Below are 25,900 nucleotides of genomic sequence, written 5' to 3'. Positions count from 1 at the left end.
GCAAATCCTGCATCAGATGGGTTCCGTCTGGCAAACTTCCTGATCAGGAGGCCGCTTCGTAGTAGCGTTGGAGTCCATCAGGCCCTCTCCCCGAGCTGGCGACCTGCGACTTCTCGCCCGTCTGATGCAATTCCCGAGCCTTGAGGTACTGCTCCGTGGTGCTGATGTGGAGATGGCCAAGGACCCATTGGACGTCGGTGAGCGAGAGCTTGGGGTCGCGCACCATACGTTTGGCCGCGCTGTGCCGCAGGTCATGCAGGGTCCAGTTCGCTCCCAGCGTCTCGTTGGCCCGGGTGAACACCATGCGGGCCGCGTCGTAGCTCAACGGCCTGATCGGGCACCGCAGAGTCCACCACAGCGGCTCCTCCGGCCCGTCGATGGCCTGCGGGCGAATCTGCTGCTGGTAGAGCCGCAGCCATACGAACGCGTCGCTGGAGGCGGGGATCCATTGCAGGGCCCGGGAGCCCTTGCGGATGACACCGATCGTCTGGTCACCGGGGCTGACCCGGTCCCGGCTGACGCCGAGGAGTTCTGAGGCGCGGGGGCCGGCCGAAATGTAGAAGGCGACCAGCGCGCGGTCGCGGTGCGAGGGCAGGGCCGCGAACAGTTCGTTGAACGCCTGGTCGGGGATGCCACGCGGGGTTCGCCGGGGCTCCTTCGGCTGGTAGGGGGCCCGGCGGGCAGGGTGCTTGAAGGCATGCAGCGGGTTGTGGTGGGCGTTGAGGTGCTCGTCATCGGCGCGCTTGGTCTTCGGGAACGGGTTGAGCAGTGGCCGTCCGTGCATGTCGCGGTGGTACTCGTAAAAGCTGCGGACAACTGCCCGCGCGTGCCTCCGGGTGCGTGCCGCGTAGTTCTCGCCCGCGTACCGCTTGCCGGTCACCGGATTGACCGACCCGGGCGCCGGGGCGTCCGGACGCCAGGGTCTCGGCGGCTTCTTGACCACCCTCAGCCACAGGGCGAAATCCCGGGCCTCCGCCCGGCCGGCCCGGTCCCACGGAACGTCGAGGGCCCACAGGAACCGGAACCAGGCCAGCAGCTCGTACGCGTAGGAGCGGAGCGAAGCCGGGCTGTCATCGTCGGCGAGCATGTCGAGCAGGAACTCGGTGACTGCCGCCACCTCGATCCCGTCCCGGTCGAGCAGCCGGTACGGCAGCGACGGATCGCCGGTCTCCTCGACCCGGCCGACCCTCGGCACCGTGACCGCCGTGACGTCCCGTAACTGCATGCCCTCTTGCACCTGAGCCTCCACGAGCTGCTGTGGTCTCCAACAGCTCGTGATGACAGCACATCAGGACGGTCGTGCGGCACGGCTTCCGAGGCAAGCCGACCGGACTGGTGCATGCTCCCGTCACCGTGCGTCGATCTCCGGGGGCTCGTCGGCTCACACCCCGGTAGTTCGGTCAACAGGTCCTCCTGGCCCTCGCGGTACGCCTGGCGGATCTGGCCGCGGCCGCCGTGGCAGATCGCGCGGGCCAGCCGGTGGCGCGACTCCTGCACGGTCAGCTGCCGGTTCATCAGCCGGCGGTAGGTGTCGTCGACCGGGTCGACCAGAGCGAGCAGGTGCATGGTCTTGTCGATGCGCCCGTACTCGGCGAACGCGGTACCCAGCGGGGTCGGGTGGCCCTCGCGGCCGAACATCCGCAGCAGGTCGTAGGCCCGGACCTGGTTCGTGATGAGCGACCCGGCGACGCGGAGCATGTCCGGCCAGTGCGTGGCGATCCGCTTGAGGTTCACCTGTTGCAGGCGACGGCCTCCAACGGCCCGTACCCGGCCGCCGGCGCCTCACCGTCGGGCAGGTCAGCACGCCAGAACCGCTGATCCGAGAGGTCGCGGAAGCGCGGAGCGAAGCGGAAGCCGAGCATCTTGTACAGGCCGAAGGCCATGTCGGAGTACGAGGCGTTGTCCGTCGCGAGCATCTCGGGGCGCACGCCGCCGTTGAGGTTGAGGAAGGTGTCCAGGGTGAACAGGCTGTCGCGCGGGGTACCGCGCACGACCATCGCGCCGATCCCCGCGACCTGGTCATTGACGGCATTCAGCCAGGTCAGCCCCCGCTTGTATCCGTAATATTTGGGCGAGGGAGCGGTGTTGACGCTCTTGACGGGGAAGACGAAGCGCAGCCCGTCGACGGAGGCAAGCAGCCCACCGCCCCATATCTGGGCCAGCTCGATACGGAACTGCGCGGTGATCAGCGCGGCGTTCGCCGCGGCGATAGTGTCCGCGCGCAGGTAGTTCTGATCCACGTGGGACAGCCGCGAGCGGGTCAGCGCCTTGTTGGTGTTGGTGGCGTCGATGACCGATGACCGGGGTCAGGCCGATGTTGCAGCTCTCCGCCACCAGCAGTGCCACCAGGGAGACGAGCAGCCCCTCCATGCGGGTGGGCCGGTCGGACACGTGCTTGAAGGAGTCCAGAAAGCCGGTCCAGGAGTGGACCTCGAACAACAGGTCCGGCAGATCGATCCTGGGAAGCATCACCTCCGTGGTCTGCTTCAGCCAGGTCAGCGACTCCGGCTCACCCACCGCACCCAACTTGTCCACCGACAACTCGGCCCGGCCGCCACCCTCAGGGACGACGACCTCCACCTTCGCCTCATCCCCGGCCTCCTCCAGCCGGTCGGCCATCTGCCGCCACGCGGCATCCAGGCCCCGGATCAGCTGGTCCAGGTGCTCGACGGCGTCCTCGGACAGGGACAGGCCCGCTAGCACGTCCGCCTTCATCGCCTCCCACCGCGGCCCGTCCAGCAGCCTCGCGCGCGGGTCCGCCCACCGGTTCGACGGCGAGGCGAACACGTCCCGCCGGTTCAGCGCGCGGTGCAGCTGCTCCAGCACGCACACCACGTACGCGTCACGGTCGACCGCGCCCTGCGGCAGCTTCGAGTTGGAGAACACCGCCCGCTTCCACATCGTCGGCACCAACTCGCCGTCGACCTCGCGGGGCAGCAGCGGCCGGTCCTTGACCCGGCGGCGGGACAGCGCGGGCAACCGGCGCACCGCGGCGAGCACCCGCCGCCCGGCCGGGGCAGCGCCGAGCGCGTCCGACTCGCCCAGCAGGGACAGGAACGGCCGGACGGTGTTGTAGCGCAGAGCCAGCTTCTCCCCCATCGCCGCCTCGGCCGACCCGTCGTCCTCCGGCACCAGGGCCTCCACCGTCGCGACCGCCCCGGCCACCGCCGTACGCGGCACGGCCTCCTCCACCGCCGCCCACAGCGCGCCGACGTCCAGGTCCGTCCCAGCCTCGACGTCCAGGTCCGTCCCAGCCTCGGCGACCAGGTCCAGCTCCTCGGTCAGGATCTTCGATGCCTTCGCCAGGATGCGGGCCGCCTTCTCCGGCTGCGGCAGCATCGCCAGGCGGTCCCTCTCCGACGCCTGGCGGGCCGGGCTGATCAGTCGGTCCGCCATCAGCACCGCGAACAGATCCAGCGCGTCACCGACCGCCTGCGCCTCCAGCTGGCGCACCACCGCCGTCAACAGGGCGGTCTGTCGCGGCTCGGGAGCCCGCTCGATCGTCTGCGCCTTGCTCAGCTGCCCGTACCGGGCGAGCGTGTTCAGCCGGTTCACCGGTACCGAAGAAAGGTTCACCCGCCCCAGACCGAAGGCAGAGATCTCCTCGACCCGTTCCATTGCCCGCACCATCGCGGTGCCCGTCGACTTCACTGGCGGCGTACGCAGCCGCTCCAGCTCCGAGACCCGCTTGCCCTCGGGTACGACCAGCAGCGTCTTCAGCGCCGGCGCGAGCTGCGAATCCACGCGGTGGGCGGCCCGCGCCACCGACTGGTACAGGCGCCGCTCGGCCACCGTGCGGGCCTCCGACACCTGCCGGGCCAGCACCGAGACACCCGGCAGCAGCACCCGGTGCCGGCGCAGCCAGGTCACCGCGTGGTCGAACAGCGCCACCGGCCCCTCGGCGTGCGTCCACGCCCGCCCGTACAGGAAGGCCCGGAACTCCCGCCCCCACTGCCGGTCGCCGAAGTCGCGGTACTGGAACCGCTCCTGGATCTCCCGCGCGTGCTCGTACGGCGTCCTGCGCCGTTCCGCATACCGCTTCACGCACGAGGTGTCCTCGATGCCGAGCTGCCCGGCCAGGTACTCCACGACCTCCCACGGCACCGCCAGCGGATCGTCCCCGAGGAACCGGCCGATGTAACGGACCGTCCCGATCTGCACCGCCATGCCCAGCCGGTGCCCGCCCGACCGACGCAGCGCGATCAGATCACGGTCCGCGTCGTCCAGGAAGAAGAAGCGCTCCAGCTCCGGACGCGTGGGCACCCCGGTGAAGGCGCCGTACGCCTCCGCCTGTTCGTCAGTCAAAAACTCCACCGGCACGAGCGGACTGTAGCCAGCCACAGAGTCCGCTTTGCGGGCCTTCATCGAACTCCTGCGGAGCCCCCGGCCGGTGTACTAGCCGGACCATGATCAATCTCAGCGGCACTTCCTGTACCACAACTACTCACACCCGGAGGCGAGCAGCGTTTCGGAGGGGTTGACGCCACGAGCCTGTTCGAGGCGTTCGTAGTAGTCGGTGGAGATGTTCGCGATCACGGCCGCCTCCTCCCGGCCCAGCCCGGGGGCGGCGGCCGCCGGGCACGAGCCCGACGCCGGCCGGACGCAGGGCTTCGCGACGGGCGCGCAGGAAGCGGCCGAGTTCGGCGCGGTCGGTCATCGTTCGTGCTCCGTCGTACGAGGGGAGGATCAGTGGCCGGTGGTGACGACCATGCGGAAGCGGGCCTTGCCGCTGGTCATCCGCTCCACGGCGGCGGCGATCTCCTCCAGCGAGACCTCCTCGGTCCAGGCCCGTACGCCGGTCTGCGCGGCGAAGCGCAGGGTGTCCTGGGTGTCTAGGGCAGCGCCGGAGGAGTGCGCGTAGATCTTCCGGTCGCCGTTCATCAGCTGCAGGCCGCTGACCTGGAGCTGCTCGGGCGAGACACCCACGATGATCAGTTCGCCGCGCCGTCCGAGGCCGTCGACGGTGGCGGACATGGCGCCGGCGTCGGTGACTGTGGCCAGGACCACCTTTGCCCCGCCGAGAGCCTGGAACTCGACTGCCGACTGCGCGCCACCGGCTCCACCATCCGCAGCATCCTCGCCCACCCCGGATACTCCAGCACCAACCTCCAGTCCAGCGGCCCGACCGGTGTGCTCCGCTTCGTCTTCGCCAGGCTCGCCAACCCGCTGATGGCCCAGCCCGTCGACAAGGGTGTCTGGAACCAGCTCTGCGCCGCGACCGCCCCGGACGTCCGGGGCGGCCAGTTCATCGGCCCCGACGGCCGCGGTGAACTCCGCAGCCACCCCACCGTCGTCCAGCCCGACCAGGCCGCCCAGGGCCCGGCGTCGCCAGGCGCCTGTGGAACCTCTCCGAGAACCTCACCGGCATCCGGTACGACCTGGGCTGACCACGGCGATGCAGCCGTCGCCGAGTGCCCCGGCCCCGGTGAACCCCTCCGTAGTCCTCACCGTCCCCCGGTGTCGCAGGCTCCGACGTCCATTGCTGCGTGGAGGCCGGACTGGCGCGGCACCCGCCGTCCTCTATCCGAGCGTGAGCATCGCCTCGGTGACCTCGCCGAACGCCGCATCGGGGATCGCAGTGGCGGCCTCCTCGAGGACGAGCAGCCGTGCCCCGGGGATTTCACGCGCGATCGCCTCGCCGTTGCCGACGGGGAAGAACCGGTTGCGGCGGCCGTGGACGACGAGCGTGGGGACCTTGATCTCGGGCAGGCGCTCGCGCCAGCGGGGTTTGCAGTCGAGCCTGGAAAACACCATGCCCATCTGGTTGGCCATCTGGACCGGAGGTGCGGTGCCGGGCGTGCGGTCCCAGATGCGCGCAGCGATTGCGCGCGCGGCAGCGGGGTCGTCGCCGAGGATCTCCGCGCCGGCAGCGGCGAACTCCGCAACCGCCTCGCGGTCGGTCCAATCGGGCATCGGACGCGTGAACAGCCGGCTCATCGTCGCCTGGTCGTGGTCGGGGAGGTCATCGTCGGGCGGGCCAGGGGCAACCGCGCGGGTGCCGACCAGGGTGAGCGCCGAGAACACGCCCGGATGGTCGAGCACGGCCACCTGGGCAACCATCCCTCCGACGCCGATCCCAGCGAGGTGAGCAGGGCCCCCGCCGAGCGCTTCAGCAAGGGCCGCCGCGTCGGCGGCGAGGCCACGCAGGGTGTAGTTGGGCGCCTCCGGATCCCTCGTCGTCGACTCCCCGCTGTCGCGCAGGTCGTAGCGCACCACATGGCGCCCGCCGGCGGCGAGGCGCTCGCACAGCCCGTCGGGCCAGGAGAGCATCGTCGTCCCGCCCGCGAGCAGGACAAGTGGCGCGTCGTCATCACCGAACGACTCGATGCCCAAGGCGATCTCATTGGCGTTGACAGTGGTCATCACATCACCGCAAGACATCGTAGGTCAGGTGCGTCGCGGTCGATATTACTCCGCTGGGCGCTCAGGACCTCAAGATCATCTCATTGCCCCTTTAACCCATATCTCGGCGATAGCCATAGCCATAGCCAGCCGCAAACTTTCATGCACGATCCGCCGGTTGCGGCGAGCTGATTCGGCTTTTGAGGTGACGGAGGGCATGCCAGGCCCGACTATCGCGTCGGGTGGGCGCCGGGTTACACCGGGACTTTCACCGGAGTGTGCGCTCCATCAGCAGTTAAACCGAACGAATGGGTCAAACTTGAAGCCGGTGTTCAGTACCCTGATCTCGGGCGTGGCCAGGCTGTACCCCCAAGACACAAACCCCTCGAACTTGTTATCCGTCGCGCCAAGCCCGTACCACTTCACCTGACTACCCTCCCATCCCTTGACCTGAACGGCGATGGAGGTGGCGTCACCTCCGTTCGAAACGAATCCCTGGTAGTGCTGCCTGTACCCCGGATACCCCGCGACGGAGATGTTGGCCCTGATGTGGATCCAGCCGGCCCCGAGGGGGACCGATCCCTCCCCACGACAGGCCTCCATTGCTGCGGCCGCAGATTTCACCGGGGTCCCAACCGAGGTCGGCGACGCAGCCCGTGCGGTTGAAGCTGCTCCCTGAGTGAGACTGCTTGCCGCGATCATGAGTGCGGAGATCATGATCGCCACTCGCCGGTTCTTCCCAACGCACAGATGCATGCCAGTCTCCTTCGGTGACAACCGGGCTCACTCTGCGATGCAGCAGTGCGTCACACGCAGGGCGCACAGGGCATTCAAGCAGTCGCACAGTGTGAGCAACAGGGTGCATGGAGTGAGGAGTAGGCGGGGCCTTGCGTGGCGCGAGCCGGGTCCTGCCGCGCTCTCGGCGACCCTGCCGTTGGGTCAGGCGTGTGCAGGGCGTCCGCGGTGTCCGGTGCGCGGTCATGCGGCGTGCTCCCCGGGCTTGCAGTCGGCCGCCATGCACCGCCAGTGCCCTGGCGGCCTGGCGGCCTGGCGGCCTGCGGCGGCAGAGCCTCGGTCGGTCAGCACCCGCACGGCTCTCCAGAAAGCGTCGGGTTCGGAGCCTGCGCGACCCGGACCTGATCGTCGGCGATGAGGCGAGGGAGCCGTGGCGGGCCCTGGCCGAGGTATTCACGGGCACCCCGCCATCGACTCGATCTCCTCGACCTCCTCGACCGTGAAGCATCGGACCAAGTCACCCGCGCTGCAGGCAGCCCGGCTGCCGCCCTGGCGATGGCGTTCAAGCCGGCCGGGTCCGCCCAGGAACGCTGACGGGCGATCACCGGGTTCCTGACCGCGCTGTTCCGCTCCAGCGCGAGGCTCGAGAACGGCGCCCCGATCGAACGCACGGAGGAGGCCACCGCAACCTGATCATGCATCACCCGATCCACAACTCTTGACAACTGTTCATGCACCTGACAGCAGTGGCACTGCACCACTCCCACGAACGGCACCACACCCCGAAGGGAGCGATCAGCGCATGACCAGACCTGAGAGCACGGGATACGGCTACGACTACGACGTCGTCATCAGCGGAGCCAGCCTCGCCGGCAGCGCCGCGGCCATCTTGCTCGCTCGACGCGGCGTCCGCGTCGCACTGCTGGAACGCCGCTCGGATCCCGAAGCGTACAAGATCCTTTGCACCCATTCCCTCCAGGCCAGCGCCTACCCGGTGCTGGACGAACTCGGCCTCGTCCCCGCTCTCGAGAAGGCGGGAGCCGTCCGCAACAAGGCCCGCTTGTACACCCGCTGGGGTTGGATCGAGCCGAGGGCGGCGCCGACGGGCCCCGAGTTGCCGTACGCGTACAACATTCGGCGCAGCACCCTCGATCCGTTGATCAGGTCCCACGCGGCGGAGACCCCTGGCGTGGATCTGCTGCTCGGTCATCATGTGACCGGGCTGGTCCGGGAAGCCGGGCAAACCTTGGGGGTTCGCGCGTCGACACCACAGGGCGAGCGTGAGATCCGGGCCCGCCTGGTGGTCGGCGCCGATGGAAAGGACTCGGCCGTAGCGAAGTTCGCCGGTGTGCCTGCCCGGCTGTATGAGAACGCGCGGTTCGGCTATCTCGCGCACTTCCGCAATCTTCCGCTGCACGACGGGATCGGTCACACCTGGTTTCTCGAGCCCGACATGGCCTACGCGTTCCCGAACGACGACGGGGTGACGGTCCTTGCGTTGCTCCCGGGCAAGAATCGGCTGCCGGCCTTCCGGGAAGACCTGGAGGGCAGCTTCTTCGAATTCGTCCGCGCCTTACCCGAGGCGCCGCCCATCGACTCCGCCGACCGTATTACGAAGATCATCGGTACTGTCAACTACCCGCTCCACAGCCGCAAGCCGACCGCACCGGGCGTCGCGCTCATCGGCGACGCCGCCCTGACCGGCGATCCCCTGTGGGGAGTGGGATGCGGGTGGGCTCTGCAGTCCGCGCAATGGTTGGCAGAGGCGGTCGCCTCGGCCGCAACCGGTCGAGGCGACCTCAATAGGTCGCTCGTGGTGTACGCACGCAGACACCGGCGCCGGCTGCGAGGTCACCAGTACCTGGCCGCCGACTTCGCCAAGGCACGTCCGTTCAATCCCTTGGAGCGGCTGATGTTCTCGGCGGCAGCGCGCGATGAATCGGTGGCGCGGCATATACATCTGTTTGCATCCCGCCTGATCAGTCCGCTGCAATTCTTGAACCCTGTGGTACTGGCCAAGGCCTCGGCCGTCAACATCAAGCATCGCGGGGCGCCTGCGCCAACCGCGCACCTGTCACACACAGGGTCGTGACCGACTCCCCTCCCACTCCATCCGCTCTTGGCAGCATCCGTAGAACGGAACACTGAACCGCTCTGGGGGCGGCGGCTTGAGCGCAAAAGTCCACCTGACTGGCGACGACCGAGCCGCCCCCCTCGCTCTCCTCGTGACGGCAGGCCAGGTCGGGGACGCACCCGCCTTGGAAGCCGTCATGGACCGCATCCGGGCCCCCGGCCCGGGCCCGGAAGGCCCAGAACGCGACCTGCTGCAGTTCTTGCCGACCGGGCCTACAGTGACAGCGGCCAAGATCTTCTCCCCCTGCATGGCCGGCAACTCCCCACTGGCGGCCCCCATCGGCGGCCAGTTCAGCTCCCCATCTCTGGTGCGCCGGACACGGAACGTCACAATAGCGAGTCGGATCGCTCGTCCCCGATGGCGCGGCATCGATGAGGCTTGTCCAGTAATCGATCTTCAAGCCTCGTCGGTCGATGCCGGGGATGTTCTTGTCGTGGCAGCCCGTTGCCTGGGTGATGACGGGGCCGGGGCCGGGATGGCAAGATCGCGAAGTGCGTCAGGCAGGTGCGAGGAGGGCCTCGGCCCCACACCGTTCAACCCGACCTTCACCATGGAGGCCATGTTCTGGGCGAAGCCGTGACATCCGGTCTCCCGGCCGGCCGCTGCCAGAGTGATCGGCCCCTTTTCCCCGCTGGAAGAATCCCCCGTGCATCAGGAACGCCATCGAAGGACACCACGCCGAGACGGCCGGCCGACCTTCGTTCTTGTCCACGGCATGCACAGCAACTCCTACTCCTGGTCGCCGGTCCTCCAGCAGCTCGCTCTGCTCGGCCACCGGGCGCTGGCCGTTGATCTGCCGGGCCATGGCATGGGCGCTCCCTTCCCTCTCTCCTACCAGGCACCTCAGGACCTGGAGGCGTTCTCGGCACAGCCCTCGCCGCTGGCCGACGTGACCTTGGAGGACAACGTCGACCACGTCGTAGAGGCGGTCCGCCAGGTCGCGGAGTACGGACCGGTGGTCCTGGTGGGGACCAGCGGGGGCGGGGCGACCATCACAGGCGTGGGCAACGCAGTGCCCGATCTGGTCAGCCGGATCGTGTACGCCTCGGCGTGGTGCTGCGTCGAGCTGCCGAGCGTCGCCGACTACCTGGAGACCCTGGGCATCAAGGATGTTGCCTCGTCCCTGGTCAACTGGCGCTCGGCCGACCCTCAGTTCCTGCTCGCGGCCAAGGAGAGCCTGATGGCCGACGCGACCGACGAGCAGTTCCGGGCTGCTCTGAACCTTCTCGAACCCGCCGACTCCGCACAGGTCCTCACCGCCGACGCCCGCGGCCGGGCGGACACCTGGGGACGGATCCCCCGCACCTACATCCGCTTCTCCCAGGACCGGGCGATCCCGCTCGCCGTGCAGGACCGGATGATCGCCGAGGCGGACGCGCTGACCCCGGAGAACCCTTTCCAGGTCCACACCGTGCACACCTGCCACATGGGCATCCAGCCACGCCCCTGTGAGGTGGCCGGGATCTTCGACACTCTCGCGTGACACGGTCGTGGGCCTCATCCCACGACCGACGATGTCGGGCCCCAAGGGCCGCGCGACGCCCGAGCGCTGCGAGCGCAGCGAGCGCCCAGAGGGAGTGATGCGCGCACGGCGTCGCCACCAACAGTGGCTGGGCCGGACGGTCGGGACGCTGACTTTCGTCACTGACAGTGAGAGTTCCCGGCAGCCAGATGACTCCCCACCACGCGGCTGTGGGCGGGGAAATCTAACTGGCCGCCGACAGTCGAGCTCACCGGCCAGGAGCGCGGCCTGCATCCGCTCCGCGGTGTCCTCGGTGAGTGCCACCTCCACAGAGGGGTGGGCGTCGTGGAAGTCCGCGAGTAAAGCGGCGACCTCGCAGGCGTGGCCCGTGGCTCCGGAGACCAGCCCGAGCGTGACCCGGGCTCCGCATATCGGGCAGGCACTGGCTCCAGGCTCATGGAGGGCTTCACAAGCCCGGGTTGTGGCGCGCTCGGAGAGAGCCTTTGATCCGGAAGCAACTTCCGTGGTGACTGACCGTGGGCCGAAGGCCACTGTTGTTGTAGAAGTGGCGCAGACGTTCGATCTTCCAGCGGTCGGTGTCATCCCCGCGCACCTGAGGCCACCCCCGCCCCGGGCCATGGCGCAGCAGCCCCTCGGCCGGGGCGGGGTGGGGGCGGTGGTGCGGAGGTGGCAGCCGGTGCGGGCACGGGCGATCGCCAAGGGGTGCCGGCGGACGGGGACACCGGTATGGGAGACGTCGAGCAGGGGGCGGGCCTGGTGACCTGCGAGCTGTCCATCACGCTGTCCCAACGGGTCAGGGAAGCTGCGGGTCGGTGAGGAAAGCCCTCAGCTCGGCCCGGGCCTGGTGGAGCTGCTGCGCCTCGCGCAGGTCGTCGGAGAAGTCAAAGGTTTGAAGCCATCGCGACGCCCGGCTACCACTTGCACAGCTTCATCGGCCATACTGCCCGCCGTGGAGCACCGTAGAGGCCAGAACACCCCGCCCGTGCACGCCGCCGGAACCGATCCGGCGTTCGTCCCCGGCTTGACCCCGCCACGCCCTGCCGAGGCAAAGGAGCGTACGACGGTACCAGCGGACGCCGTACCGGATGTCGTCGATGCTTCAGAACCGCAGGCGGAACCGGAGGTGACTGTCGCCGACGTGGAACCGCGACCGGTGACCGACGGCCCGGTATTCGAAGTATCCGACCGACGCGGCTCGATCACCGTCGACAGCACCGGCGTCACGTTCCGGCTGGACGACGAGACGGCCGAGTTCGACTGGTCGGAGATCGGCGCGGTAGAGACGAACACCCCCCGCTTCGGCCGCCGACTCACCGTCAGCGTGTACACCACCAGCCGCCGCAGCTACGACGTCCACATCGAGGCACCAAACCGGAACCAACTCAAGCAGTGGGCGACGGAGCTGGACACAGTGCTCGACTCCTACTTCGAAGACACCGAGATCACCAACTGACCTGCGGTCACCGGCGCCCTCACGGTCTGCTGCGGCGCGATCGCGACACCGCAGACCGCCGGCATCGACGGCGCCGGCAATCGGCCTGGCGGACGCAGGATGCAGGACGCAGGACGAGGCTGCGCTGACGCCCGAGGGCGAGTCGCAGAAACTGCTCACCGAAGCGCGTATGCGCGCATACGCGCACAACGGGCATCTCACGGAACACAGAACCAGCCTCAACGCCTAGAACTCCCACGTCGTGTGGCTGAGCGTCCAGAAGAATCCCACCATGCCGCAGGGCCGGAGCCCCCTGTTCCAGCCGTTCCGGCTATTCCAGGCGCGGGCCGTTGGTGGGGATGTCCTCGGTGCACTGGACGAGGTGATCGCGGAATCGCGCGTCGGCGACCGGGCCGACGCGGCCGCTCGGGTCGATGTAGTACGCGTAGTGGTTGACGTTCTGGCTGCTCGGCAGGAAGGGGCTGTTCGGGTGGTTCCGGGCTTCTTGCCGCCGTTGCGGAAGTCGATCCAGCCGTTCTCGGAGTTGATGAACCCGGTGTGGTACGGATCGACGGTGAGCCCGCGCCCCGGCTCAGTCCAGCTCTGGCCGGCGTTGCCCGGATTCCACAGTCCGGCATGGGCGCCGGGCGGGACCCACCCGACGACATGGTCCTGCGTGGTGTAGCCGACGACCAGCCTGGCGCCGTCGGGCATGCGGTACTCGTTCCGCGGCGCGCGCACGCTCAGCGTGCGCCACCACGTCTTGCCCGCGGTGCCGAAATTGCAGATGGAACACCCCACCCACAGGTGGGGTCTGCTCAGTGCCCGTTTGATGTAGAACCGCTGGTTGTCCCTGTGGTGCTCGGGGTGCACCATGATCCTCGCACCCTGGTGGGTGCTGGCGTGCTCGACGTCCATCACCTGGTCGGTGTGGTAGTGGCGCAGGCCGAACGATCCGTCGCTGTGCGGTTCGAGCGTCCAGACGGCGAACCAGTTCCTGTTCCTGTCGTCGTTCCCGTCACAGTTCATCGTCTCCGCGTCCAAAGCCGCCGCCGCTCCCCTTGTACCCCCGCAGGCCTTCCGCCGCCGCGCGCTGCAGGGCCGGGTCGACGGTGGTCTCCACCGCGCCTCGTACGTCCTTGTAGATACTCTCGAGCCCCGTCGCCCCGTACATCAGCGACCGGTATCCCGTCACCGCCGAGTACAGCTCTCCGTCCCTATACGTGCGCTGGTAGGGGGCTCTGTCGATACCGGACGGTTTCGTGTCCGTGACCGATCGCCCCGCCACCAAGATATCGACCAGACTTCCCTCCGCCCTCCACTGCGAGGACGCTTGCGCCTTCGGCGCGTCCTCCGCCGCCTCTCCACCGGACGCGCAACCTTTCGCACCCGCACCCGCACCGAACAGCGTCATCAAGGCCGTCGCGGCCAAGGCGACCCGGCGTCGGCTTGTCGTAGACATGATCAGCGTCGTACGGATGTGCCACTCGTCGAGTGCAGTCCGGCAGGGACACGCAGAGCACCCCCTCCCCGACCCAGCCCGACCCGGCACGCAGCTCCCGCCCCTCACTCACGCATGCCGAAGCACTTGACCGGCAGACCAAGCAAGCAGGGCTGGATTTGATCGTTTATTACATGATCCGTACCGGGCAGGCTCCCCTCGCAACATCCGAACCCTCTATCGAATAGGGAAGGCTCTCCCATGAAGCTCCTCGTTCGGACCGGGCTCACCGCGGCAGTTGCGGCCGGAGCCATCGCCATCGCTGTTGCCCCCGCTTCCGCCGCCGTCGGTGTCAGCGACGCTCATGTCGTGGCCGGCGCACACGCCGTGGCACCGAACCCGAAGACGATCAAGCCGGCCGCGTACAACCAGGCCCGCAGCACCCTGGCCAACGCCGGCAGCCAGACGGCGGCCAAGTCCCACCCCATCCACGGGAAGGACGACGTGCCCGTCAGCTACGGCACCAGCCTGCTGGCCGCCGCCCGCGACGAATTCCGGCAGACCGACCGAAACCTGCCGCCGAAGGACAAGAAGTCCGACATGTCGATCCCGCACTACAACGCGATTCACAGCGCGGCGAAGACCATGGGAATCGACAAGTGGTGAGGCAGTAGAAAGCAGTAGAAAGACGCCCTGGGCCGACCTTCGACCGGCACGGGGCGTCACGTGCAGGTAGCGCACCCGTTGTTGCCGCTGCAGCACAGATCAGCCGCTGCCTCCGCCTGGGGCAGTACCCCGCGGGCTGGTCGGCCAGCACCCCATGGAAGCGCGCTTCTCCCTGCACGGCGCCGCGCTCGCCGTGCAGGAGGCTGATCGCATGCGCTGCGGCGTAGACGTGGATGTCCTCCCGGCCTGCGGTGATGTCGGCGGCCTCGGTCGCGCTGCAGGCAACTGCTTTGACCGAGCATCCCGGTTGTCCGGACTGAATACGGCTTCGGGCACCGGATGGCCGCCCTGGGCGCGGCTCCACGCCTACCGGAAGCCGAGACGCGGATCGGCGCCGACCAGCTCACCGCTGGCGGCCCACAGGTCAGCGGCGACGGCCAGGTCGGCCATATGCGAGGGGACGGGCTCGCGCCGGGGTATGCCACGCAGGCCGAAGACTCTCGACCCCCACAGCTGCCCTCCCCGTACCTCCGAGTCGAGAACGGCACGGACGACGGGCCATGCCCCGGCGTCCTTGCCCTGCACCAAGAGTCCGGCGGGCACGGCGCGCAACCGCTCGCCGGAGGTTCTCACGTGTACCGGCGGGCGGGACGGGGTGAGGGAGTCCAGTGCGCCGCCGGGGTGGGCCACCACACTGAGCACCGTGCTGCCGGCGGCACGCAGGCGGCGATCGAGTTCGAAGCCGAAGTACATCTGCGCCAGCTTCGATCAGCCGTAGGTGCGCTTGTGCCGGTAGTCCCGGACCGACTGCAGGTCGCCGCCCAGGTCCAGTCGCTCGGACCGCGCCGCGAAGCCTCCCACCGTCACGATGCGGCCCGCCGACGCCGCGGACAGCAAGGGGGCCAGCCACTGGGTGAGCGCGAAGTGGCCGAGGTGGTTGGTGCCGAACATCAGCTCATGGCCGTCCTCGGGCTCCCGACGCGGCGGGTCGTTGAGCGCGACCCCTGCGTTGTAGACCACCGCATCGAGACGATCGAGGTCCAGCCTGTCCACGGCGCTCTTCAGGGACGACAGGTCGGCGAGGTCCAGTTGAAGGTGCAGCACGTGCGCGCCGGGGACGCGCGAGCGGATCGAGGCCATGGCGCCATCGGCCTTCGCGGCGTCCCGGCTGCCGAGCACGACGACGGCGCCGGTGGTGGCCAGGTGCTCGGCAGCGAAGTAACCGATCCCGGCATTACCCCCCGGTGACCAGGAAGGTCTTGCCCTCGGCGAGCGGCAACCGGTGAACGTCCCACGCCCGGCTCTGGGATGCGAAAGACACGTTGACGGGTTCCTTGCGGTCGGGGGCAGCATGCCCATGGGGAGCACCAACCCGCCCAAGGTCGCAACCTCCGGCGACATGACCCCGACAGACCACGGACAGCGCCGACAGGCTTCCGACGCCCCTCCGGAGGATGCAGAGAGCAAGAAAGCCGCTACGCCGCGTCCAATCAAACCGGCGCAGACGCTGGCTCCGGTTTGATCGGACGCGGCGTACGCCACCAGGCGTAGCCATCCACTGGTCAGCAGGTCCTCGAGGCCGGAACCGCACCGTTATCCTGAGTTCTTTTGCTGGGAGGCATGGGGCAGATGGAATTCCGGTTGCTGGGAGCGGTGTCAGTCATCACCGAGGCCGGCGGTCTGCCGCTCGGCCCTGCCAAACGGCGCAGCCTGCTGGCCGCCCTGCTGTTGCGCCCCAATTACCCAGTGCCGGTCGACCATCTGACGGCCGCTCTGTGGGAACAGGAACCGCCGCTGCACGCCCGCGGCGTCATCCAGGGCCATGTGTCGCGGCTGCGGGCCCTGCTGATCAGTGCCGACGCCGGGGCATACGGCGTCGAGTTGATCACCCAGGGCACGGCCTATGTCCTGCGCATGCCGACAGCCCGGCTGGACGCGCACCGCTTCGAGGATCTGGTGGCTCAGGCCCGTGAGCAGCGCGGCCCGGCCGCGGCGGTGACGCTGTACCGGGAGGCGTTGTCGCTGTGGCAGGGGCCCGCGCTGGCCGACGTCTGTCCGAGCCCACCGCTGCAGGTCGCCGCGCAGGCGCTGGAGGAGCTCCGGCTGGCCGCGGTGGAGCAGCTGGCCGCGGGCTACGCGCAGTTGGGCGAGCATGGCCGGGCCGCCGCTGTCCTGCACGCCGAGGCGGTTGCCCACCCACTGCGTGAATCGCTGTCCGCCGCCCTCGTGACGGCGCTTCATAGGGCGGGTCGCCGGTCGGAGGCGCTCGACTGCTTCCACCGCACCCGGCGCCTGCTCGCCGACGAGCTGGGGATCGGCCCGGGCCGTGAGCTGGCGGACGCCTACGCGATGGCTCTGCGTGAGGAGGTCGACGACGCGGCGCTTGAGACAGCGGCCTCGTCCCGGGCTGCCACGGTGCACGCCGTGCCGCTCCCGCCCGTAACGCCGGCCACCTTCCGCCCCGGCCCGGCCGACCTGCTGCCGCGGGCACCGCGCGGCTTTCACGGGCGGGCACAGGAGCTGGTTGCCCTGTCCCGGGCCGCCGAGGGCGAGGCGCCCGTCTGCCTGGTCACCGGGCCCGCAGGGGTCGGGAAGACCGCGCTGGTGGTGCAGTGGGCCCACCTCAATCGCGCCGGCTTTCCCGGCGGCCGGCTCTACGCCGACCTGCGTGGCTTCGGCGATACGGGCGAGCCGACCCTCGCCGAAGTACTGCGCGAGTTCCTCCTGGCTCTGGGTGTCGCGCCGCTCCGGATGCCGGAGTCGGCGAACGGCGCGGCCGCGCTGTTCAGATCGCTCGCCGCCGACCGGGAGCTCCTCGTCGTCCTGGACAACGCGCGCGACTCCGAGCAGGTCAGACCGCTCCTGCCGGGCGGTCCCCGGTGCGTCACCGTCGTGACCAGCCGGTACCGGCTGCCGGGGCTGATCGTCACCGACGCCGCCCGGCCCGTTCCCGTGGACGTACTCACGCCGGAGGACGGCACCGCACTTCTCTCCGGGGTGCTCGGTGCGGAGCGGGTGCTTGCGGAGCCGGCGGCCGCGCGACGGCTGGCCGAGCTGTGCGGCGGGCTGCCCCTCGCACTGCGGGTGGCGGGAGCCAGGCTGGCGCACCGGCCGGGCTGGGCGTTGAGCGAGATGAACGCCGAGATGTTCGATTCGACCCGCAGGCTGAGCCTGCTGGACGTCGAGGACACCGGCGTACGCGCGGCCCTGCGACTGACCGTGCGACAGCTCCCCGAGCACGTCGCCCGTCACTTCGCCTGTCTCGGCCGCCACCCCGGTACGCACTTCGACCGGTACGCGACGGCAGCCCTGACACGAACGGACCCGGCCACCGCAGAGGTCACGATGGAACGCCTGGTCGCTTCGCACCTCGTCACGGAAACCGCGCCGGGACGCTGGACACTGCACGATCTGGTACGGCTCTACGCGCGGACTCTGGACGCCCGGCCCGATGCCCTCACGCGCGTGCTCGACCATTACATCGCCACCGCCCTCGCGGCGGCGACCGTGGCCGAACCCGGCAACGAGGCCTGCGTCCCGTTGCCTCCGGACTTCCTCGCGCCCGTGGCCGTGAGGACGTTCACGGACCGGGACGACGCCATGGCCTGGTACACGGCCGAGCGGGACGACCTCATACTGGCGGCGGCCGCCGCGCACACGGCCGGACTGCACAGCAGGACCTGGCGGATCGGCATGCTGTTGTGGCCGCTCATGGCGCGATGGGTGCTGGACGACTGGACCCCGCTCCTGGAGACCGCACTCGAGGCGGCACGGGCCGAGGCCGATCCGGCCGCCGAGTCGCGGGTACGGGCCCTGCTCGGCTGGGTACTGACCGAGGAAGGGCGCAGCGACGAGGCGCGGACGTGTGTGGAGCCCGCCCCCGCGCTCTCCGCTCGCGCAGGCGACCTGCGCGGCGAGGCGACCGCCTTGGTCGTCCTGTCCTGGGCGCAGGCCGCGCTGGGAGACCCGGAGGAGGCCGCGGAAGGCTGTGCACGGGCGGTGGAACTGGCCCGCAAGGCCGACGACCGGTACACCGAACGGCTGGCCCTGTATCACCTCGCCCGGTACCGGCTGGACACCGGGCAATGGCAGGCAGCCTTCGACACGGCGACCGCAGCCCTCGCCTTCGAGGACCTTCCCGGCACCGTGGTCGCGTCCCGGGTGCTGCTCCTCACGACGACGGGAGAGGCGCTGCTGGGGCTCGGTGACGAGCCCGAGGGCATCCGGCGGCTCGGCATGGCAGCGCAGGAGGCGGAGAACACCGGCTACGACGACGGGGCGGTACGAGCGCTCGGCGTGCTGCTGCGGGTATCGGCGGACGCGGGACTCCAGGCACGGTACGACGCGGCGGTGGCGCGGCTCACGACACGGAGGTGAGCCGTTGGCCGTTGGCCTGTGGCCTGTGGCCTGTGGCCTGTGGCCTGTGGCCTGTGGCCCGGCAGCATGCCACGGGGCCCGCGCAAGTGGCAATCGAACTGCATCAGCTCTCAGCGCGTGGCTGCGCTACGCAAGGAACGCCGAGGACCCGGCCAGCTGGACGGCAGCAAGCCGGCCGGGTGTTGGGCTAGGGCCTGTCCGATGGGTCGGTGTACGGGGTGCGGGCTTCTGCGATGGCGAGGCTGTCCTCGCAGACATGGAAGCCAGTGATCAGGTCGTTCTCGACGATGAAGTGAACAGCGAAGGGCGAGCTGTAGGTCTTGCCGGTGGCGCCCGTACGCTGCCGGCCAGGAGACCCCTAATCACGCCGTGGACGCCGTCCGCGATGACCGTGTCGGTTCGAGCCCGCTGCGTATCCGCGCCGCGCGGCTTCCGGGATGACTCCGGCGGCCAAGTCGCGAAAGTGACCGGCATCCGTCCGCGCGGGTTGTGCGGGGACGGATCCAGGGGGCGGCCGGGTTGGGGGCGATGCGCCAGTCGATCCGGTCCGCGAACAAGGCGGCGATGTGTTCCGCGTCGCCTCCGGCCACCCGCGCCAGGAATTCACGGATGACCGTGCCGTCCAGGCCCAGGCCGATGCCGATGCCGATGCCGAGGGGTGCATCGACTGGTCGCTGGTCAGCGTGGACTCCACAGTCTGGCGCGCCCATCAGCATGCCGCCGGAGCCCGCAAGCATGCTCCCCACGTCCCTGGGAAGCGGACTCGTCCGACACGGCACCGGAACGATGAGGCGCTGGACCGATCGCGAGGCGACTTCACCTGCAAGATTCATCTGGCGAGCGAGGGCGGACGGCGTCCGCTCGCGCTCAAGCACACCATCCCCGAACCGACCAACCAGCGGGCCAACCGCCAACGCCGGGGCAGCGCGGGCGGCCGGCCCACAAGCTTCGGCAAAGAGATCTACCGCCACCGCAATGAAGCGGAGCGGACCATGAACGCGATCAAGGGCTTCCGGGCCGTGGTCACCCGCGACGAGAAGCGCGCCTACGTGTTCCACGGCAGCGCGCTGATGGCCGCGATCCGGCTGTGGCTTCGTGGCTGACGCTCACCGGATTGCCCCGGCCGGACCGGCCTATCGCGGCTGCGGTCAGTAGACGATCGACACGATCTGGCAGACTGCTTCGGCCAGTTGACGGTCGCCGTCGATACGGACACGAGCCAGGGCGGTGTCCGGCTGGATGCCGCGAGTGCACAAGCGCCAGGCGGTCTCCGCATCCAAGCGCACGACCGCGGCCGGATGTTCGTCAACCGGCTCGGCGAGCGACCAGCCGTCCCCGGTGGACGTCGCCGTCCAGACGCCGCCGGCCGGGCCCTCGATCCACACCTGGACCTGAGTGCCGGCCGGCGCGGTGACCGTGCGCAGGGTGTGGGGCAGGGCTCGCATGAACGTGTCCAGGACCACGGACAGGAATCGTGGATCGGCGTCGGTGTCCCGGCCGGTGGCGTGACGGATCTGCTGGCGATGGGTCCAGAACTCGGTGAAGTCGCGCGCGCTGTCCAACCACATTGGCGCCGGTTCGACGCCGGCCCAGGACACTCCCAGCGACGGGGCATCGGGGTCGGTGGCCTCGAAGAACCGGGCGACCTGCCCGCCCACCAGGTCAAGGGTGTCGGCGAGTGCGGCTGGGCTCACCCGACGGTGGGCATCGACCCACTCATGATTGATGCGGTGGATGAACGTCTCCAGCGTCTCGCCCGGCGCGAAGGCGGGGCCGTCCTGGTGGCCGTCCCTGTCCCGGGCGAGGCGTCCGTAGAAGTCGCCCAGGATGTGTGCGGCGAGATCGCGGACGGTCCAGCCCGGCACCGCCTCCTGATCCCAGTCGGCGGACGCCAGGCCTCGCAGCGTGGTCATCAGCGCAGCCTGCTCAGGGGCGAACAGGGATCGGGCATCGATCGGGTCCCCGAGCCAGGAATGGCCGGGCACGTCATTGAGCTGGGAGTTCATGGCTCAAGCCTGCCAACCGAATGCCCTGATGGCTACCGAAAGATCCCATTCCGATCGATCGTGCCGCGCTCCCGCCTGACGCCGTCGGGGCACCGCCGGACCAAGATTCACCAGACACGCCTTAGGGCCTCTCAGGAGCACGACGAACTCACGGAAGCCGCCGGCACCCGCGCCGCTGTCGTCATCGCCGACTCCGAAGGGCTGACACCCCTGCACGCCTCCGAAGCACCCGACGGCAAGCGCCAGGAGGAGACACTCGTCGACGGCCAGCACACCTGAGTGCCGGTTACCCGGCTTCGGGGCACCGGCACTTACCTTGATCTTTAACGGCAAGGATCGAATGCGGCCTCGACGCTGAAAATCAAGCTAGCCCAATTCGGGGTAGTAGCCCCGCTGGTACGGCGACAACAGAGAGATCGCGAGCTGCGCCGCGCCCCTGCAGATCAGGCAGACGCGGTCACGGTGGCATACGGAGCAGTTTTTCCGCCCGCGGACCTTGTCGTACACCCAGCCACGTCCCCCGCATCCGGGACACCACCCCAGACCGTCGCACTCGTAGCACAGCACATATCCGGGCGTGACGGTCTCGGCTGTGCGCGCCGGCTCCGGCCACTGGAATTCCTCCGGCTCGTACAAGGCCATCGCCGGTGTCCGCCCGTCGAAGTACACGATGGATCTATGGTCGCTCACCCTGATCTCGATGCGGCAGCCGTCGCGGCGGCCGATGACCACGGACCCCGGACGCGGGCCCGGCCGGGCCCCGCCACCGACGCCCTCCTGCGATATGGCGACCTCCCAGCCTGCCGAGCCGAGCAGCGCTGCCGCGCGAGACACGGATTCGGCGGCACTGACATGCGCGGGACGCTCCCCATTGAAAGAGCTGGTCGAGTATTGATAGCGGAGCGGTTCGTGCCAGTCGACGATCCTCGGTGCGTCGAGAAACAGCAGGCGCAGGTCGCTGCCGGGGGTCAGGTCGTTGATCAGTTCGACCAGCTGCGCGCGCAGGGCTCGCCCCAGCCGGTCCAGCTCCTCACGTGCGCCCGGCATGTCGCCCATTGCCGCCCCCCTCTCGCCGGGCCTTTCCATCCCGCCCGATCATCGGCATCCTACGTGCCGTTCGCGTGGAGTTGACCTGCTTCGTTGTGGCACAGTCGGCCTGACCAGGATCAGACAACGGGCATGAACCGAGAATGCAGTTCGGGACGACCACCGTCGAACCTGGCCGCCCAGCACACCGCGATCTCTGGTCAGCGGCCTTCCCGGCGCGAAGGGTGCCTTCGATGCCCGCGTGATGCGGTGCGCAGGCCCTACCGCGGCGCAGGGCAGGATGCCCTGTCAGACCCTCCCGGATGCGAGGTGCCCCCGGCCAAGCGCGGGCGCGTTACATCCTCCGCGCCTCAAGGGCGTGCGCCGGGGGCGTGTACTGCACCCATTACGCCAATTACCCTTTCGAGAGCATTACTTGACCACCCCATTACCTGAGGCCATCAGGTAATCTCCTGGTAAAGGGGTGGTCAAAGGCGCCTGAGCCAGCCCGGCTGTTGACGCGTCCGCCCTGAGGCAGTGGCACGTATGACGTATGACCGACGGACCACGTCACTCGGGGGTGTATCGCTGATGGAACCGCGGCGGTTTCCACCGGACGCCGGACGCCGGACGCCGACGAGTGCGATCTCCCCCAGTCGTTCCATGTTCACAGCCTGCTCATCCTGTGCTGGCGGTCCGCTCGGCCCTGTAGTAGCGAGCAGTGCCGACTGGCTGCTCACGTCAACGAATGCACGGCAAGCGCTTGTTGTCATGCCTTTCCGGTTACTGATGCACGTCAATGATGACCTTGAACACGCCACGCTCTTCCGCACTCGGGTGGGCACAGGAGGTAGGCCACCATGAAGTCCATGAAGTCCGTGAAGTCCCTGGCAGACAACGCGCGTTCCTTCACTACGCACGTGGCTGAGCGGGCTGAGGAGTTCTGCGTCCTGGAGGTGGTGAGGGCCATCGCGTGACCTGTGTCCGCCCCTCTCACGGGCCGCCCTGGCCTCCGCTTTCCGTCATGCGAGGACCTCACCATGCTTCCCACTCTCAAAGACCCTGTAGGCCTGCGGCGTGACGTCCTGGCTTCCCTCGTCGTGTTCCTGGTGGCCCTGCCCTTGTGCGTGGGTGTGGCCGTCGCCTCGGGCGTGCCCGCCGAACTCGGGCTGATCACGGGCATCGTCGGTGGCCTTGTCGTCGGCGCCATGCCCGGCAGCAGCCTCCAGGTCAGCGGCCCCGCAGCCGGGCTGACCGTCCTGGTCTTCGAAGCGGTCCAGGAATTCGGCCTCGGCGCCCTCGGGGCGATCGTCCTGGCCACCGGCCTGGCCCAGATAGCCCTGGGCGCCGTGCGCTTCGGCCGCTGGTTCCGGGCGATCTCCGTGGCTGTCGTGCAGGGCATGCTCGCCGGCATCGGACTCGTCCTCTTCTTCGGCCAGCTCTACACCATGGCGGGCATCAAGCAACCCCGCTCCGGCGTGGACAAGATCGTCGGCATCCCTGGCCTGATCGCGGACATCGCCACGGACCGCGCCACCCTGACCGCCTTCGCGGTCGGCGCGGGCACCATAGTCATCCTGGTTCTGTGGAAGAAGGTCCCGGCGAAGGCCCAGGCGCTCCCCGGCCCGCTCGTGGCCGTAGCCCTGGCCACGGCCGTCACGGCCCTGGGCGGCCTCGACATCGCCAACGTGGAAGTAAAGGGCCTGGTCGACGCCATCCAGCCGCCGGCCCTGAACGACCTCACCGCTCTCGGCGGCATCGGCGTCCTCGGCACGGTCCTGGCCTTCACCCTCATCGCCTCGGCGGAGTCCCTCTTCAGTGCCGCCGCGGTCGACCGCATGCACGACGGCCCGCGGACCCACTACGACAAAGAACTCATGGCGCAGGGCGTCGGCAACACCGCCTGCGGCCTCCTGGGCGCCCTGCCCATGACCGCCGTCATCGTCCGCAGCTCCGCCAACGTCCAGGCCGGCGCGAAGACCAAGCGCTCCCGCATCCTGCACGGTGCGTGGCTGCTGCTGTTCGCCGTGCTACTCCCGGCAGCGATCGGGATCATCCCGCTGGCCGCCCTCGCAGGCGTCCTGATCCACGCCGGTTGCAAGCTCGTGCCCTTCAAGGAGCTCGCCCCACTATGGCGCGAGCACCGCGGCGAGGCCGTCATTCTGGGGATCACGGCCATCGCCATCGTCACCACCAGCATGTTCGAAGGTGTGGTGCTGGGTCTGTTCCTCGCCGTCGTCAAGTCGGCCTGGGACACCTCCACCCTCCATCTCGACATTCGCGAGCCGGCCGATGGACGCGTCGTCGTCGCCGTCGCGGGCCACGCCACCTTCCTGCGCCTGCCCCGCCTCCTGGAAACCCTGGAGGCCCTGCCGCAGGACCGCCCGATCGAACTCGACCTCTCACAGGTCCGCCACCTCGACCACGCCTGCCGCACCGCCCTGGAAACCTGGGCGGCGCGCCACAACGTAAAGGGAACGGAAGTGGTGCGGGTCAGGCACCCGAAGGTGGTGACCGCGTCATGATCAGAAAGTCCCGCGACGTGGTCCCTCCACATGCCGGTGAGACCGCATTCACCGCTTCCGGTCTGATGTGCAAGCCCTTCCAGGGGGCTCTGGCCGCCGTCGCACCATCCCGTGAAGCCCGCCTGTCGACGCGCTCACACCGTGCACTGCACAGCAGACGCACTGCGATCGGCATTGCCGAAATCCGGGCTCCAGGATGCGCTCCCGTTCGCCGGTGAACCGGCGGATGCATGCCGGTCGGCGGGCGGCGAAGGGCAAGGCCAAAGGTTCGCGTTCCTGGGTCGCCCAGTGGCGCAAAATACCGCAGACTCCTTATAAGGTCCGCGCGTGAGCGCGGGCTGTCAGGGAAGTGACCAGCGTGCTTGAGGTTCCGTTCTGGCTCTGGGGGGCGTTCGCCGCGACGGTGGTCGTGTCGCTGGCGGTGGACCTGCTGGCCCACCGCTCGGCGCACGTCATCGGCTTCAAGGAGGCCGCGGCCTGGAGCGGCCTGTGGGTGGGCCTCGCGCTGGTCTTCGGCGCCGTCGTCTTCCTCGTCCTCGGCACGACAGCCGGGACGGAGTACACCACCGCGTGGCTGCTGGAAAAGAGCCTGTCGGTCGACAATCTGTTCGTCTTCGCCGTGATCTTCGCCTACTTCAAGGTGCCCCGCGCCTACCAGCACCGCGTGCTGTTCTTCGGCGTCATCGGTGCCCTGGTCTTCCGCGCGATCTTCCTGTCTCTCGGCGTCGCCGTGGTCAGCCGCTTCACTGCGGTGCTGTACGCCTTCGCCGCCGTCCTCTTCTACAGCACCTACAAACTTCTCAAGGACGAGGAGGAGAGCTTCGACCCGGGCAAGAGCTTCGCCGTGCGGCTGCTCCGCAAGATCATGCCAGTCAGGGACGAGTACGCCGGCATGAAGTTCTTCGTCAAGGAAGCCGGCAAGCGCATGGCCACGCCCCTGCTCGCGGTGGTCGCCGCGATCGAGGCCGCCGACCTGATCTTCGCCGTCGACAGCGTCCCCGCCGTCCTCGCCGTCAGCGACGACGCCTTCATCGTCTACACCAGCAACGCCTTCGCCATCCTCGGCCTGCGAGCCCTGTACTTCATGCTCGCCGGCCTCCTGGACCGCTTCCACTACCTGAGCAAGGGCCTTGCGATCATCCTCGCCTTCATCGGCGTCAAGCTCATCCTCCAGGCATCCCACAAGACGATCAGCCCCGACATCCCGGAAATCCCCTCACCCATCAGCCTCGCGGTCATCGTCGTCGTCCTGGCCGGATCCGTCGTCCTCAGCCTGCGCCGCCCCTCCACACCCCACACAACCACCGAAGAGACAGCGTCCGCGCCCGACGCGACACCACCCGACGACCCCACCAGGCCCCACGGCACTACACGCGTAGGGCAGGACCAGGAGCCGGGCGATCCGCCCCGTCCTGCGCGTTGACCCAACGCCTACTGCTCCCACAGCTCCTCCCCGCCCCATTCCGACCACAGGATCTATGGTTAAAGAATGAGTAAAGTCCAGCATGAGACCGGTCCTCAGGGAGAAATTCTCTGCCCGGCCTGCAACCAGCCCCTGAGCGTGACGATCAAGAGGCGGCACAGGACATTCGGCATCCTCGTTCCCGTGTGGACTCCCCGCCGCTGCCACAACCCCGACTGCCCAGAACGCCTGGAGGCCCCGGAACCGGAGGGCCAGGAAGACGACCAACCCCAGGACCGCTGACACAACCCCACTCCGGGACCGCTCCTCC

The 25,900-nt window shown here is 68.9% G+C and carries 16 protein-coding genes and 4 pseudogenes; 10 read left to right on the top strand and 10 right to left on the bottom strand.

The genetic code is table 11. The features are described from left to right. Positions 1–43: 43 nt before the first annotated feature. The 5 genes and pseudogenes from AS857_RS16250 to AS857_RS16225 all read right to left on the bottom strand — a co-directional run bounded on the left by AS857_RS16250 (position 44) and on the right by AS857_RS16225 (position 7,098). Positions 44–1,225, bottom strand: coding sequence for a tyrosine-type recombinase/integrase (locus AS857_RS16250; RefSeq protein WP_063804267.1), 1,182 nt, complete (start codon positions 1,223–1,225; stop codon positions 44–46). A 167-nt stretch (positions 1,226–1,392) separates the two neighbouring features. Beyond that, a pseudogene (locus AS857_RS41925) lies at positions 1,393–4,320 on the bottom strand (Tn3 family transposase); the annotation flags it as partial. Positions 4,321–4,686: 366 nt separating this feature from the next. Further along, a complete protein-coding gene (locus AS857_RS16235) occupies positions 4,687–5,085 on the bottom strand; it encodes an MDR/zinc-dependent alcohol dehydrogenase-like family protein (protein WP_144440847.1) in 399 nt (132 codons plus the stop codon). A 435-nt stretch (positions 5,086–5,520) separates the two neighbouring features. Further along, complete coding sequence (locus AS857_RS16230) at positions 5,521–6,363, bottom strand: alpha/beta fold hydrolase (RefSeq protein ID WP_058043791.1); 843 nt, start codon at positions 6,361–6,363, stop codon at positions 5,521–5,523. A gap of 267 nt (positions 6,364–6,630) precedes the next feature. Further along, a complete protein-coding gene (locus tag AS857_RS16225; RefSeq protein WP_144440846.1) occupies positions 6,631–7,098 on the bottom strand; it encodes a hypothetical protein in 468 nt (155 codons plus the stop codon). Between the two features lie 781 nt (positions 7,099–7,879). Here AS857_RS16225 and AS857_RS16220 point away from each other — a divergent pair. From AS857_RS16220 to AS857_RS41425, 4 genes and pseudogenes are all read left to right on the top strand, one after another. Then, complete coding sequence (locus tag AS857_RS16220; protein WP_058043789.1) at positions 7,880–9,169, top strand: NAD(P)/FAD-dependent oxidoreductase; 1,290 nt, start codon at positions 7,880–7,882, stop codon at positions 9,167–9,169. Between the two features lie 70 nt (positions 9,170–9,239). Beyond that, positions 9,240–9,430: pseudogene (locus tag AS857_RS40420) on the top strand (IS5/IS1182 family transposase); the annotation flags it as partial. A 496-nt stretch (positions 9,431–9,926) separates the two neighbouring features. Continuing rightward, positions 9,927–10,694, top strand: coding sequence for an alpha/beta fold hydrolase (locus tag AS857_RS16215; protein WP_058043788.1), 768 nt, complete (start codon positions 9,927–9,929; stop codon positions 10,692–10,694). 1,138 nt (positions 10,695–11,832) lie between these two features. Beyond that, a complete protein-coding gene (locus tag AS857_RS41425; protein WP_245699893.1) occupies positions 11,833–12,147 on the top strand; it encodes a hypothetical protein in 315 nt (104 codons plus the stop codon). Between the two features lie 225 nt (positions 12,148–12,372). On the opposite strand, the gene AS857_RS16205 is transcribed toward AS857_RS41425, so the two are convergent. After that, complete coding sequence (locus AS857_RS16205) at positions 12,373–13,155, bottom strand: RICIN domain-containing protein (RefSeq protein WP_058043786.1); 783 nt, start codon at positions 13,153–13,155, stop codon at positions 12,373–12,375. Beyond that, positions 13,145–13,588: a hypothetical protein gene (locus AS857_RS16200; protein ID WP_144440845.1), complete on the bottom strand. Its 444-nt coding sequence runs from the start codon at positions 13,586–13,588 to the stop codon at positions 13,145–13,147. Before AS857_RS16200 ends, AS857_RS16205 begins: the two co-directional genes overlap by 11 nt. Positions 13,589–13,828: 240 nt before the next feature. On the opposite strand from AS857_RS16200, the gene AS857_RS38950 reads away from it, so the two are divergent. Then, entirely contained in the window at positions 13,829–14,233 is a 405-nt protein-coding gene (locus tag AS857_RS38950) for a hypothetical protein (protein ID WP_058043784.1), read from the top strand. Positions 14,234–14,599: 366 nt separating this feature from the next. On the opposite strand, the pseudogene AS857_RS16190 reads toward AS857_RS38950, so the two are convergent. Beyond that, positions 14,600–15,554: pseudogene (locus AS857_RS16190) on the bottom strand (SDR family NAD(P)-dependent oxidoreductase). A gap of 308 nt (positions 15,555–15,862) precedes the next feature. Here AS857_RS16190 and AS857_RS16185 point away from each other — a divergent pair. Next, entirely contained in the window at positions 15,863–18,610 is a 2,748-nt protein-coding gene (locus tag AS857_RS16185; protein WP_058044188.1) for an AfsR/SARP family transcriptional regulator, read from the top strand. Between the two features lie 614 nt (positions 18,611–19,224). Further along, positions 19,225–19,713 (top strand): annotated as a pseudogene (locus tag AS857_RS37695) (transposase family protein); the annotation flags it as partial. Between the two features lie 45 nt (positions 19,714–19,758). Here AS857_RS37695 and AS857_RS16175 read toward each other — a convergent pair. Further along, positions 19,759–20,616 carry a maleylpyruvate isomerase family mycothiol-dependent enzyme gene (locus tag AS857_RS16175; protein WP_058043783.1) on the bottom strand — a complete coding sequence of 286 codons (858 nt, stop codon included), beginning with the start codon at positions 20,614–20,616 and terminating at the stop codon, positions 19,759–19,761. Positions 20,617–20,676: 60 nt separating this feature from the next. Between AS857_RS16175 and AS857_RS16170 the strand changes: the two genes are divergently transcribed. Then, positions 20,677–20,895, top strand: a complete 219-nt coding sequence (locus tag AS857_RS16170) for a hypothetical protein (RefSeq protein WP_058043782.1) — start codon at positions 20,677–20,679, stop codon at positions 20,893–20,895. 87 nt (positions 20,896–20,982) lie between these two features. Here the strand turns inward: AS857_RS16170 and AS857_RS16165 are convergent, their stop codons facing one another. Then, the gene (locus tag AS857_RS16165; protein ID WP_144440844.1) at positions 20,983–21,672 is read right to left on the bottom strand and encodes a hypothetical protein; all 690 of its coding nucleotides are present in this window, start codon (positions 21,670–21,672) and stop codon (positions 20,983–20,985) included. Between the two features lie 1,010 nt (positions 21,673–22,682). Here AS857_RS16165 and AS857_RS16160 point away from each other — a divergent pair. Both AS857_RS16160 and AS857_RS16155 read left to right on the top strand, forming a co-directional pair. Then, on the top strand, positions 22,683–24,167 hold the full coding sequence (locus AS857_RS16160) for a SulP family inorganic anion transporter (RefSeq protein WP_058043780.1): 1,485 nt from the start codon (positions 22,683–22,685) through the stop codon (positions 24,165–24,167). Between the two features lie 358 nt (positions 24,168–24,525). After that, complete coding sequence (locus AS857_RS16155; protein ID WP_079110381.1) at positions 24,526–25,590, top strand: TerC family protein; 1,065 nt, start codon at positions 24,526–24,528, stop codon at positions 25,588–25,590. The last annotated feature ends 310 nt before the right edge of the window (positions 25,591–25,900 follow it).

Origin of the sequence: Streptomyces roseifaciens (assembly GCF_001445655.1) — a bacterium.
Classification (GTDB): domain Bacteria; phylum Actinomycetota; class Actinomycetes; order Streptomycetales; family Streptomycetaceae; genus Streptomyces; species Streptomyces aureoversilis.
Note: the sequence above shows the minus strand (reverse complement) of the source record. Positions and strands in the feature narration are given on the sequence as shown.